Below are 12,679 nucleotides of genomic sequence, written 5' to 3' on the forward strand. Positions count from 1 at the left end.
GTTTGTTATAAATTTTTCTGTATAAAAGTGGTCATTTTGGTATATAAATGCAGTCTGGTATTACCCCCGTTAATACCATGGTCTTTGTCGGGATAAATTGCCCAGTCAAACTGTTTGTTGGCCTGAACCAGGGCTTCTATCATTCGCATACTGTTTTGCACATGCACATTATCATCACCGGAACCGTGCACCAACAAATAATCTCCCTTTAAGAGTTGCGGATAATTAAAAGGTGAATTCTCATCGTAACCTCCGGGATTCTCAGCTGGGGTTCTCATGAATCGTTCTGTATATACAGTGTCATAAAAACGCCAACTAGTGACCGGTGCAACGGCAATCGCCATTTCAAAAGTATCGCTGCCCTTTAAGAGGCAGTTTGTAGACATATGTCCTCCAAAACTCCAACCCCATATCCCTGTTCTATCCGGATCTATAAAAGGGTATTCACTTAGTTTTTTAGCTGCAGCAATTTGATCCTCAGTTTCATATTTTACCAAATTCAAATAAGTCACCTTCTTAAAGTCACGCCCCCTAAAACCAGTGCCCCGGCCATCCACACAAGCAACAATATACTCCTGGGAAGCCAGAATCTGATGCCAATAGTCATCTGCGCCCATCCATCTATTGGCTACTTGTTGAGAACCCGGCCCGCTGTACTGAAACATTAGTAAGGGATATTTTTTGGACGGGTCAAAGTCTTTTGGTTTCACCATCCACATATTCAATTCGTTACCATTGACAGACAATGTAGAAAATTCCTTAGGGCTTAACTCATATTGTCCCAGTTTGCTCAATAGGGTATTATTGTCCAAAATGTCTTTTAATTTTTCTCCCGATGTCGCCTTATGCAGAGAAAATTCAGGAGGTATAGTTGAATTAGAAAACTCATTTATGAAATACGTAAAATCTGCACTAAACTTAGCAGAATTGGTTCCTTCTTTGGATGAAAGTCGCTTCTTATTCTTACCACTACTTTCAATACGATAGATATCCCTGTTTATTGATCCGTTTTCCGTGGACTGGAAATAGACTCTATCCTTTTTTTGATCATATCCATAATAATTGGTCACTTCCCAATCTCCCTTGGTAATCTGATTCATTAAATCCCCGCTTTTGGCATGCAGGTAAATATGATTATATCCATCCTTTTCACTGGTCCAGATAAAGCTATCATCGGCCAGAAAAGTAAGGTTATCTGTAATATCTACATAAGCTTCGTCTTTTTCCTCAAGTAAAAGAGATACTGAGTTATTTTCCATGTCAACGGCATATAAATTTAAATTATTTTGGTGCCTGTTTAATGTTTGGACACTTAAATAATTCGGATTATTCATCCGTGTTATCCTGGGAATGTAATAGGCTTCCGGGAGTGAAATTTCTGAAATTTCCCCTGATTCAATATCATAGTTATGCAATGTCACTACAGAATTATTTTCCCCGGCTTTGGGATATTTGAAGATATATTGAAAAGGATATAAGTCTGTTCCATAAACATCCATTGCAAATTCAGGAACAGCAGTTTCATCAAATCTTAAAAAAGCAATTTTTGTCCCGTCTGAGTTCCATTCAAAAGCCCTTACAATTTTAAATTCCTCTTCGTATACCCAATCTGCAATCCCATTAATAATCTTATTCTTCGCCCCGTCTGAGGTTATTTTTGATATTGTTCCATCGGCTATATTAAAAAGATAGATATTATTATTGTTAGCAAAAGCCACCCTTTTTCCATCTGGCGAAAAAGTGGGTTCCTGAATCCATGTATCTGCTATTTGAGTTATCCTTTTAGTGACTACATCATATATATAATAGATCCCCAATTTAGAACGCCTGTAGATAGGAGTCTCTTCTGTGGCCAATAATATTTTTGATTCGTCTGTGCTAAATGCATATGAACTAAATGCCGCTTTTGAAGTTAAATCCTGCGAAGAGACCACAGTTTCCAACTTCTCTAATGTATTATAATCGTATTTATCAATGCTGACAATTCCTTTGGTTTTATCCGTATTTAGAACTGTGTAGTGTTTGCCATTTTTTAAAGGATAAATGCCTTCCATGCCTTCGGTAACATAGGCTCCGGACCAAAGCTCTTCCAGAGAAATCTTTTTTTGTTGAGCAGGTGCGTAATTTAAAAAGCAAAAGGTAAGAAATATAAGAACGAAAGATTTATTCATAAAATCTAGAAAATTGATTATAAACTACCAAGTTTACTAATATTTTTGCGAAAAAAATAACTTTAATCTTAAAATATTCCAACTTTATACCCTGATACCCCGAATGAAGAAACTCCATAGCATAATTGTGTAATCACTATCTTTGCCCTTATAGAACCACAGCTTATGACAACACCGATCCAGGGTTTTTCCAAACTTTCCAAAGAAGAAAAAATCAATTGGATTGCCGATAATTATACTGATAATTCGGAGGCCACAATACAAATACTTAAAAAATACTGGAATACAGATAATGGGTTACAAAAACTTCATGACGAATTCATAGAGAATACGATCAGTAACTATTACCTGCCTTTCGGAATTGCTCCTAATTTTCTTATTAATGATAAATTATATGCCATTCCAATGGCTATTGAAGAAAGTTCTGTTGTTGCAGCCGCCAGTAAAGCTGCCAAATTCTGGCTGGATAAGGGCGGATTTAAGACTAGCGTATTAGGAACCGAAAAGATAGGACAGGTACATTTTATCTTCAAAGGTTCTTCAGAGAAATTGCAAGAATTTATTGAAAAAATAAAACCAATTTTAATTAATGATACTAAGTCCATTACCCGAAATATGGAAAAACGCGGGGGCGGAATAACATCAATAGAACTTAGGGATCAGACGCATAAACTTGATAACTACTATCAGTTGCATTGTAAATTTGAAACCCTTGATGCTATGGGTGCGAATTTTATCAACTCCTGTTTGGAGCAATTGGCTACCACCCTGAAAAGAGAAGCCTGGACTTATAAGTTGTTTAACAAAGATGAACGGCAAATAGAAGTGGTAATGAGTATTCTCTCTAACTATGTGCCGGAATGCCGTGTACGGGCGGAGGTAAGTTGCCCTATTGATGATTTAGAGGTGGAACAATCTGTTTCCCCAAAAGAATTCGCAGAAAAAATGGTGAGGGCAGTTAATATTGCCAACGTTGAACCCTACAGAGCGGTTACCCATAATAAAGGCATAATGAACGGAATAGATGCTGTTGTTCTGGCTACCGGTAACGATTTCAGGGCAGTAGAAGCCGGAATACATGCTTATGCGGCAAAAGATGGATCTTACAGAAGTCTTACGCATGCCTCTTTGGAGGATGGCATTTTTAAATTTTGGATAGAGGTGCCTCTGGCCTTAGGAACCGTTGGCGGGCTTACCAGATTGCATCCCTTAGTAAATCTCGCTCTGGAAATATTACAGAAACCATCAGCCCGTGAATTGATGCAAATTGTTGCAGTGGCCGGATTGGCTCAGAATTTTGCCGCCGTCAGATCATTAGTCACGACAGGTATTCAGGAGGGCCATATGAAAATGCATTTGCTAAATATTCTTAATCAAATGAGTGCATCAGATGATGAAAAGAAGACTCTGATCGCCTATTTTAAAAAGAATGCAGCCACTCATAATGCCGTTGTTGAAGCGCTTCAAAATTTACGGAACAATCTATGACTCAAAGGTACTATAGCAATGGAAAGTTGCTGCTTACCGGCGAGTACGCAGTTCTTGACGGTGCCCTGTCCTTTGCCCTGCCTACTAGATACGGGCAAGATTTAACGGTTAAAGAATTGGATTCTCCGAGACTTTTATGGACAAGCCTGGATGAAAAAAGCGAAATCTGGTTTCACACCTCTCTGCAATTGGAACTTTTTAGGACTACGGATATAGAAATTGCAAATGAACAGGAAAACCATGTGGCATCTACAGATAAGGTCTCCAAAATGCTGTTGAAAATTCTACTGGAGGCAAAAAAACTGAATCCGAATTTTTTAAATGGAAAAAAGGGATATGAAATACATACAAACCTCAGCTTTCCAAGGGATTGGGGACTTGGATCTTCCTCAACCCTAATTAATAATGTTGCGCAATGGGCAAACGTTGATCCTTTTGTTCTTTTATCCAAAACATTTAATGGAAGCGGATACGATATTGCCTGTGCACAACATAATCATCCAATAATTTATCAAATAAAAAACAAGGGACAATTTATAAAAGAAATTGATTTCAACCCTCCATTCAAAGACGCTTTGTTCTTTGTACATCTCAACAGAAAGCAAAACAGCAGAGAAGGGATTACCAGATATAAAGAACAGGAATTTGATAAAGAATCTTTAATACTTAAAATTTCAGAACTAACAGAAGAATGTATTCGTTGTACCGAAATAACCAGGTTTAAAGAATTAATGAACACTCATGAATTGCTTATGGCAGATACTCTTAATCTGACACCTGTAAAGGAAAAACTATTTCCCGACTTTGAAGGGTCTCTAAAAAGTTTAGGGGCATGGGGCGGAGATTTTGTACTTGCCATAGGAGATACTAAAACTCCTGAATACTTTATTAACAAGGGCTATAAGACTATAATTCCGTTTGCGGAAATGATATTATAAAAAAAGCTTCTCATATGAGAAGCTTTTTTTAATATGATTTAATTGGGTTTCTTTTCTAAAAAGTTCTTGGCGATAAACGATATAGTTCTTAATAGAAAGTTGCTCTGTTATCTGTAATCTCTGAATTTTCCTTTAAGGCATTGAATACACTTATATTTACCCGGGTTCCGTTTGAAGCCTGCAAAGAATTGGCAAATGTGGTATAGTTTTCCAGCTTAGGACCCTCTTCTTTTTTGGATACTTCAATTTTAAAAACTCCGGTTTCGCCTTCAATAAGATCTGAAACACTCCCCTCAGCTAAAGCGAATGCAGTGCCCACAACCAAAGGTTCTCTGCCGGCGCCTGGTATTGTAGGAGTCTTAACCGTTAAGGCGGAGGCTGTAGATATATTAGTATTGTTGGCAGACGCAAAATCGTCCAAAGATTTCCCCTGGTTTTGAGAAATAATCCTTGAAGCTTTTTTCCCTTTACGAATTTTTGGAAGCACATTGGCGGAAGCATCTTCAACAGACATTAAACCTTCTTCATACTTCGCCGTTAGCTGGACAACTGCATACCCGTTGCCAATTCCAAACCTCTTAATATCACCTATTTCAGTTTCGTCATTAAATGCCCATTGAACAATAGATCTTTGGTTAGAGAGTCCCGGAAGGTTTTCGTCTAATGCATTTATTTTATTAACAGGTCTTACTAAGTATTCATTTTCTTTTGCTACATCAGAAAAAGACTTTTCTGAAGACGTTGCCGACATTTCAAATTTAGTCGCATCAGTAAATAATTTATTTAATGTTTCGTCAGAAGCCTCAATTGCCCTGCTTAGAGTTGCCAGCTGAACAAGATCTTCCTTATCATCCACCCGTACAATATGATACCCAAATTCTGTTTCAACAAGTCCAATATGGCCTTCCACATTTCCAAACGCAAAATCATTGAACTTAGGTGTCATTACACCTTCCTGAAAATAACCCAAGTCGCCACCCCTTGGAGCAGAAGGCCCGTCGGAATTATCTCTAGCCAGTTGGGCAAAAACGGCTCCTTCGGCTTTAGCTTGTTTTAGTAAATCTTTTGCTTTAGCCTCGGCTTCTTCTTTGGTTCTCTTGATTTCAGGGTTTGCTCTTTCGGCTCCTTCCCACGTAATCAGTATATGACTGGCCTTTACAGATCCATTCGGCTTTTTGCCAACCATTTTGGTGATTTTAAAACTATCACCATCCTGGTAAGGTCCAAATAACTCACCAATATTTAAGGCCATTAGTGTATCTGCAAATTTTATTGGGAGTTCATTTTTCGACTTATAAATAGTATCGAATTTGCTATCTGAATTTCTATCAAGAAAAGCAGCGTTGTCTTTTGTATTTCTAAATCCCGGAATGGTATCTGTTTCATCGCGTTCTTCAAAATATTCTACGGTGTCATCAAGAAGTTTTGTTATTTGATCTTTTATGGCAGCCTCATCTTCAAGAGAAGCTTTATCTTCAAAATAAACAAATTGAATATCTCTGGACCTTTGTTGCTTATATTCTTCCTTATGTGCATTGATGTAGTCCGAAATTTCTTTTTTAGTAATAATAAAAGTACTATCAGGAATGGACGTATAAGGAACTCTTACATATCTGATATCTACTTTATCTGTAGTTAATTTATAATCCAATTCCCCTTCTTTCAAAGTGGCACCAACTCCTGCTCTTATTAAATTAAAATACGTTTGTTCCTTTGCGCCCTGAATAATAGCTTCTTCGTCCTGCAACCAATCGTTATATTGGGCAGGGGCATTGATTTTTAATTCGGCAATAAAATCCCGAAATTTTGTTTCATCAAATACTCCATTCTCATCTGAAAATTGTGGATTCTGAGCTATCCCGGGGCTGGATTTAATAACATTTATTATCTGGTCCTGCTCTATAGAAATACCCAGGTCTTCTATCTGTTGCCCCAAAATAGTGTTTCGTTCTACCTGGTTCCAGACAGAATTTACTAATTGCATAGATGAGGTTGTTGGCCCGGACCTTCTTGATGCCCTCTCAATTTTTCGTCTAAAGTCATCAATAGAAATTTCGTCCCCATTAATTTCACCTACAGAAGACCCAACTTTTCCACCAGAAAAATCATTACTGGTAAAAATTCCAGATATTACGAACGCAAATAAGGCCATCCCAATGATAAGGATTAAAATTGTTGTTCGTTTTCTAATATTCTCTAGAATTGCCATTTTTTATTTGTTTAAAATCAGTTGGCGAAATTAGTATTTTACATTAAGAAATAAAAACTTAAAGCTTTCTATCTGGCTTATATTTATAGGGCTAATCCTTTTCCAGGACTTGAAGTGACACCAAATCTATTTTTGTGCTGGAAACTTCCAGGATGGTAAACAAAAAATGTTCAACCTTTATTTCTGCATTCTGGTCCGGGATCTCACCTGTTTCATTCACTATCAGACCGCCAAGTGTTTCGTATTCCTCGCTTTCAGGAAGCTCCAGCTTGTATTGTTCATTAAGGTAATCTACCTCCAACCTGGCGGAAAATTTATAGGTATTACTGTTTAGTTGCTCTTCCAGTAAATCAGTAGAATCATGTTCATCTTCTATTTCGCCAAAAAGTTCTTCAACAATATCCTCAACGGTCATTATTCCTGACGTACCACCATACTCATCCAGGACCACAGCAATGCTTTTTCGCTTTTTTGTCAGCACATTTAGGATGTCCTGAATTAACATGGTCTCCGGCACAAACTCTACCGGCAGAAGTATACTTTTTATTGTTTTAGGCTTCTTAAATAACTCATAAGAATGGATGTACCCAATAATGTTATCTATAGTGTCTTTAAAGACTAATATTTTTGACAAGCCGGTTTCGGTAAAAAGTTTAGCCAGGTTTTTTGGAGTTTCATGCAATTCTACTGCTATAATCTCAGTCCTGGGAACCATAACTTCCCTTGCCTTTACCGCAGAAAACTCAAGTGCGTTCTGAAAGATCTGAATCTCAGAATCCACTTCATCCTCTTCCTTCACTGTCTCCATTTGTTCTGTGATATAGTCTCCTAATTCAATCTTACTAAATGCCAGTTGCACTTCATCCCCGTCTGTCTTGAAAAAGGTTTTGAGAAGAATATCGGAAACTTTAATGACAAAATCGGAAACAAAAGAGAATAACAAATAGAAAATATATGCCGGAGCCGCAAAAAATTTAAGTAGTTTGTTCGCATAGATCTGAAAAAGCACTTTGGGTAAAAATTCTGCCGTAAGCAAAATTATTATGGTGGAAATTAACGTCTGGGTCAGGAGGCTAAAATCTGTAAACAAAAGTTGAACAAAGCTATTCCCTGATGCCAATTTGGTTTGGAACCAATTCATCAATAACTCCCCCATATACAACCCATAAACCACTAAAGCAATATTATTGCCTATGAGCATGGTAGCAATAAACTTAGAAGGCTTTTTTGTTAACCGAGTAAGTATCTGTGCCAACAGACCTTCCTGTTTCTTTTCAATTTCTATATGAATCTTATTCGCAGAGATAAAAGCAATCTCCATTCCGGAAAAGAATGCAGATAACAACAAACAAATACAAATAATAAGTATGCTAGAGTCCAAGGCTATTGCTGATTATCCCGTTTTCGCTTTTCGAAACGTTTTCTGTAATTACGCCTAAAAATAAACATTCCTATAGAGACGAGTGCAAAGAAAATAAAGATGTAAGTACCTTCTCTGTTTATATTCCAAAGTTCAATTGTCTTATATACAGATATTATTGCGACAACCAGGTACAAGTATTCCGTATATCTTAGTATTTTAATCATGTTTTATCTTCCTTAATTGTGATTAATCCATAAGTCTTATGGGCATTGAAGAAACTAAAGTCTTTATTGAAATCCATTCCCTCACCATCCATAATTGTCCCATCTTCGGGATTGGTAAATTTAAATTTACGCTGCGTAAAAATCCACTCATTTGACTGATCATAAAAAAGCTGAGGAGCTTCAAGCTTTTTTCCATCATGAGATTCGATTACTACGTTACCCTGCAAGTCTATTAAATTAGTGTTGGAATAAATAATCCCGTAGTCGGCCTTAATTGTACTTTTGTTATTTTCAGCATCAAACAAATCCACCTCTAATCCATCCGGAAAAGTCCTAAACTTAAATCTCATATTGTCATAATCTTCACTCAGCGGACTTTTTAAAATGGCTATGATCTTGGAATCTTTGGTATCTTCGCTTCCCAATTTTTCAGGAGTTTCTGTATAAGTAAGCACAAAATTCTGAGCAACCCCCTGGGGATAGATGGTTTGTTGTGCTTCTTCTCCAACCCTTTTGTAATTATCCTTACAGCCAAAAAACAACATTGCCACAGAAAATACCATGGCAATGTTGTTAATTTTATTTCCGTAAGAATTATCCATTGTTATAGATTAGGCACCGTTACGCTGCCTCCCACCCAACAACTAAAGCTGATGGTTTTACCAGCCATTCCAGAATTAAAGATATCTGTTTTTGAGGGTGCTTTGGCACTATAACTGGCCGCAGATTGATTTGCATTGCTGCTCAATGAAGGATCTACTCTACCAGCTCTTCTTGCCATATCTGCCGCTTTCCAATAGATTGCTCTTTTTTCAAATGGTGTACTACCACAATCATTAGCACTTGTAGCATATAAGTTTGCAATAAGAAGGTAGGCTCTCCCATTAGCAGGATTTGCATCTATAGCCTTCTGGGCATAACTTCTTGCAGTTGATTTATTGGTTCTTCTATAGCTTGTTGCTATCTTATAGGCAATATTTGATTTCTTTTTAGAATCTGTCTCCAAATCAAGAGCTTTATTAAAATCTGCTATAGCTCCTTTGGTATCACCTGCCTTTTTCTTTAAGGTTCCTCCGTAAACATAAGCATCCGCAGAAGGATCCAGTGCTAATTGGGCCTCAAATAATTTTTGAAACATAGGATCATCAGTACAATCTTTGCTAAACATTCTTCCTACTGCCCTTTTTACCCAGGTAACGTCGGTTTTTTTGGATTCAAAACTCTTTTGATAAAGAGGAATAAGATTTTCACAATCTGCCAGGGCACCTAATTTGGAATCCACACTCCCGGCAATCTTACCGTAAGATTCAGAATTAGTGGTTGCCACTTTTAACTTTCTCTGATCTTTAGAAGTAAGGGTGCCAGCCTCTTCCTTAGGTAACAATTGGCTAATTACATCTGTTAGTTTATTGTTCTCTTCTTCTATTTTTTCAGTAACGTCATCATAGGTATCAAAAACTGTCTGAAGATCTTTTTTCCCTCCATTATAAAGATCTACAAGACTTGAAAAATAGAGATAAAGTGCTTTTGGGTTTTTAAAATTTGAAGCGTCTTCCTCAAAGGCAACATGAAGCATATTATATAATTCTTCATCAGAAGCCATTTTATTATCATATAAGAGTAAGGCCTTATCTATGGCAACAACCGCTTTGGGAAATTTATCCGGAAAAACTTTCAAACTATTGTCATATAAAGCAAGTAAGTCATTTATATAACCATCTTTTTCGGCGCCGGAACTATTATCTATTTTATAAGCCAGAATTTTTTCACCCAGCGAAAAATTGGCTTTATTTATCGACGGACATGTTTCATATACCATTTTCCATGGTGTGTAAGCAGCATCGTAATTTTTTACTTTTGCATGCTCAGCATAAATAGAAAGATTGGTCATACATTCAGGGTTTTGCGCTTGTGCATTTGCCGTACCCATTATTGCCAGAAACCCAATCATCATACAGTAAAACTCCTTTTTCATGTTGTATAAATTTTAAAGTGGTTAATGTACTAAATTTTTATCAATTTATTTTCCTTTTTTGGAACCATTTATCGTTGAATGATAGTCCTACACTGACTTTGAAATAAGTTTCCTCAATTAAATCCGCTACCGTGGTACCTCGTTTACCATATTCAAAACCAATATTCATATTGGAAAAACCTCCTCCAACTGGTAACCCAAGACCAAAAGTTATGCCAAAATCATTTATCGAGGTATCATTGACTATCAATCCTGTTTTGGAAGTGCGCGCACCAGCCCTGTACGTGATTCTTTTCAAATAACTGGTAAATGATGCATAATCGGGTACAAAATATCCGCCTACTCTAATGGTGTTGGCATCTTCATAGGCTATATTTTCGGGGTCAATAAAAGCATTTCTAAACGAACTCACCGCCTGTAAACTATATTCTGCACCTATAAACCATTTTTTATCCCGACCTATCCCAAGTCCAAAAGTAGTTGTTGTTGGTATTTTCAGTTCTGTGTTCCTAAGATTTGAAGGTTCTAAATTTACATCTCTTACTTCAATTTCCTCTCCTGTACTTAACGAAAAGGAACCCAATCTTTCAGTGTTTGAAGATACCAGATTGGCCTGTGTATTCACGGTAACTGAACTAAATAAAGTGTATTTATTTTTAATCCTGGGGGTATACGTTGCTCCATAATTAAAATCATACCCGCTAATCTCAGATTCACGGATATTTATTGTACCATACTGCACTCCTGAAATACTTTGAACACTCTGGTATTGTATGTTCCCGAAGCTAAAATTTACTGTTGCCCCAACATGCAGGTTTTTAGTAATTTCATATCCAGCTGATAAAAATACTTTATTTAATCCCCCATCCCCGGAAAACTGATTTACAACCGTATCCTGGGTGGCATTAGTTGTTTGAGAAAAAACATTATAACCCACCGCCGTATAAGGAAGAACTCCAAACCCAACTCCAAACTTTGGCGATATTGGAAATGCCAGGGCAATATATTCAAGAGTGGTGACCGAAGAACTTTCTTTATCTGTAAAATCTTTTAATTTTACTTCTTTATGCCCACCTCCTGCGGTATATGTTACTAACCTGAGTTTTCCGTAAGCCGCAGGGTTATTTAGGTTGACATGAATACTATCGGTATACATGCTTAATCCTCCCATAGCCTGATTTTCTATTGTAGTCTGCGGTCTAAAATCTCCTATCCCGCCAAAAGAATAAGGTGATACGGTTCCGTTACCACTCTGGGAGTATGATGCTATCGCCGTTAAGCAGAGTATTAGCAATACGATTTTCTTTACCATCTAGCGTTTGTTGTATTCCAGTAAATAATTCAAGCCTTTTAGGAGAAAATTAGAATGCGCAAATATGGTATTTTTTAATCGTTTAGACAAAATTTGAGCGTCACCGCCTGTTAAAATAACTGTTAAATCTTCAAATCGCGATTGGTATTGGCCTATGACCCCATCTATCTCCCTGCAAATGCCATTTAAAACACCACTATGGATACTTGCATCTGTAGAGTTTCCTATTATATCAATAAAATTCTCCGGTTCCAGCAAAGGCAACTTTGAAGTATGTTCATGCAGTGCCTTATAACGCATACGTAAGCCGGGAGAAATTGCACCTCCCAGATACTCCCCATAGTCATTTATCATATCGTAAGTTATACAAGTGCCTGCGTCAATGACCAGGGTATTAGCATCAGGATTATGGTAGAAGGCTGCTGTGGCGAGCGCCACCCTGTCCATCCCTAAGGTCTGAGGCGTAGCATAGGAATTCTTAAAGGGAATTTTGCTGTTATGACTCAATAAATGTACCTCAACAAAAACAGACAATACCGAAATATATTTTTTGTCTAAAACACCTACTGAAGAAACAATGGCTGCTTGTATAGCAGGATATTTTTTAAATACCTTTCTCACCATCTTTGGAAAGTCCTCTGGTTCAAACTTTTGTTGCCATAACAGGCTATGCCCGTTAAAAACGGCCAGCTTTATATAGGTATTTCCCGCGTCTACAATGAGGTTCATAACACAAAGATTATAAAATGAAAAAAAACAGCGGGCTTTTTTTTCTTTTTTGTTTGTAGTTCCTAAATTTGAAAGTATATTTGCCCCCTCCTTCGCGTTACGCTTTTGCTTACGCTACGGAGGGTGCTGGCCCAAAAATAAGGTACCTTAGCTCAGTTGGTAGAGCAACGGACTGAAAATCCGTGTGTCCCTGGTTCGATTCCTGGAGGTACCACAAGAGTAGCGAGTGGGAGCTACAGCAAAAAGCACGCATTATTGCGTGCTTTTTTG

At 37.4% G+C, this 12,679-nt stretch carries 10 protein-coding genes and 1 tRNA gene; 3 read left to right on the forward strand and 8 right to left on the reverse strand.

The genetic code is table 11. From position 1 onward, the window contains the following. Positions 1 to 5 precede the first annotated feature (5 nt). The gene (locus Q0874_RS00725; RefSeq protein ID WP_299158111.1) at positions 6 to 2,171 is read right to left on the reverse strand and encodes a S9 family peptidase; all 2,166 of its coding nucleotides are present in this window, start codon (positions 2,169 to 2,171) and stop codon (positions 6 to 8) included. Positions 2,172 to 2,336: 165 nt separating this feature from the next. Here Q0874_RS00725 and Q0874_RS00730 point away from each other — a divergent pair, with 165 nt between their 5' ends. Together Q0874_RS00730 and Q0874_RS00735 are read left to right on the forward strand one after the other, a co-directional pair. Beyond that, positions 2,337 to 3,659, forward strand: a complete 1,323-nt coding sequence (locus tag Q0874_RS00730) for a hydroxymethylglutaryl-CoA reductase, degradative (RefSeq protein WP_299158113.1) — start codon at positions 2,337 to 2,339, stop codon at positions 3,657 to 3,659. Beyond that, entirely contained in the window at positions 3,656 to 4,597 is a 942-nt protein-coding gene (locus tag Q0874_RS00735) for a GYDIA family GHMP kinase (protein WP_299158115.1), read from the forward strand. Before Q0874_RS00730 ends, Q0874_RS00735 begins: the two co-directional genes overlap by 4 nt. 88 nt (positions 4,598 to 4,685) lie before the next feature. Here Q0874_RS00735 and Q0874_RS00740 read toward each other — a convergent pair whose 3' ends face one another. The 7 genes from Q0874_RS00740 to Q0874_RS00770 form a co-directional block, all read right to left on the reverse strand. Further along, on the reverse strand, positions 4,686 to 6,806 hold the full coding sequence (locus Q0874_RS00740; RefSeq protein WP_299158117.1) for a peptidylprolyl isomerase: 2,121 nt from the start codon (positions 6,804 to 6,806) through the stop codon (positions 4,686 to 4,688). A 91-nt stretch (positions 6,807 to 6,897) separates the two neighbouring features. Beyond that, positions 6,898 to 8,187: a hemolysin family protein gene (locus Q0874_RS00745; RefSeq protein ID WP_299158119.1), complete on the reverse strand. Its 1,290-nt coding sequence runs from the start codon at positions 8,185 to 8,187 to the stop codon at positions 6,898 to 6,900. Between the two features lie 2 nt (positions 8,188 to 8,189). Continuing rightward, complete coding sequence (locus Q0874_RS00750) at positions 8,190 to 8,393, reverse strand: hypothetical protein (RefSeq protein WP_299158121.1); 204 nt, start codon at positions 8,391 to 8,393, stop codon at positions 8,190 to 8,192. Continuing rightward, entirely contained in the window at positions 8,390 to 8,995 is a 606-nt protein-coding gene (lptC, locus tag Q0874_RS00755; protein WP_299158123.1) for an LPS export ABC transporter periplasmic protein LptC, read from the reverse strand. Before lptC ends, Q0874_RS00750 begins: the two co-directional genes overlap by 4 nt. Before the next feature lie 2 nt (positions 8,996 to 8,997). Further along, positions 8,998 to 10,368 (reverse strand): hypothetical protein, encoded by a 1,371-nt coding sequence (locus Q0874_RS00760; RefSeq protein WP_299158125.1) that lies wholly within the window; start codon positions 10,366 to 10,368, stop codon positions 8,998 to 9,000. A 40-nt stretch (positions 10,369 to 10,408) separates the two neighbouring features. Continuing rightward, positions 10,409 to 11,680: a hypothetical protein gene (locus tag Q0874_RS00765; protein WP_299158127.1), complete on the reverse strand. Its 1,272-nt coding sequence runs from the start codon at positions 11,678 to 11,680 to the stop codon at positions 10,409 to 10,411. Next, complete coding sequence (locus tag Q0874_RS00770) at positions 11,681 to 12,409, reverse strand: type III pantothenate kinase (protein WP_299158130.1); 729 nt, start codon at positions 12,407 to 12,409, stop codon at positions 11,681 to 11,683. Positions 12,410 to 12,550: 141 nt separating this feature from the next. On the opposite strand from Q0874_RS00770, the gene Q0874_RS00775 reads away from it, so the two are divergent. Continuing rightward, positions 12,551 to 12,623, forward strand: a tRNA-Phe gene (locus tag Q0874_RS00775). Positions 12,624 to 12,679 lie beyond the last annotated feature (56 nt).

The sequence above is a fragment of the uncultured Eudoraea sp. genome (assembly GCF_947490415.1).
Taxonomy (GTDB): Bacteria; Bacteroidota; Bacteroidia; order Flavobacteriales; family Flavobacteriaceae; genus Eudoraea.

Coding starts and splice junctions, on each gene's coding strand:
- Q0874_RS00725 (WP_299158111.1), bottom strand. CDS start 2,171: ATGAATAAATCTTTCGTTCTTATATTTCTTACCTTTTGCTTTTTAAAT.
- Q0874_RS00730 (WP_299158113.1), top strand. CDS start 2,337: ATGACAACACCGATCCAGGGTTTTTCCAAACTTTCCAAAGAAGAAAAA.
- Q0874_RS00735 (WP_299158115.1), top strand. CDS start 3,656: ATGACTCAAAGGTACTATAGCAATGGAAAGTTGCTGCTTACCGGCGAG.
- Q0874_RS00740 (WP_299158117.1), bottom strand. CDS start 6,806: ATGGCAATTCTAGAGAATATTAGAAAACGAACAACAATTTTAATCCTT.
- Q0874_RS00750 (WP_299158121.1), bottom strand. CDS start 8,393: ATGATTAAAATACTAAGATATACGGAATACTTGTACCTGGTTGTCGCA.
- lptC (WP_299158123.1), bottom strand. CDS start 8,995: ATGGATAATTCTTACGGAAATAAAATTAACAACATTGCCATGGTATTT.
- Q0874_RS00760 (WP_299158125.1), bottom strand. CDS start 10,368: ATGAAAAAGGAGTTTTACTGTATGATGATTGGGTTTCTGGCAATAATG.
- Q0874_RS00765 (WP_299158127.1), bottom strand. CDS start 11,680: ATGGTAAAGAAAATCGTATTGCTAATACTCTGCTTAACGGCGATAGCA.
- Q0874_RS00770 (WP_299158130.1), bottom strand. CDS start 12,409: ATGAACCTCATTGTAGACGCGGGAAATACCTATATAAAGCTGGCCGTT.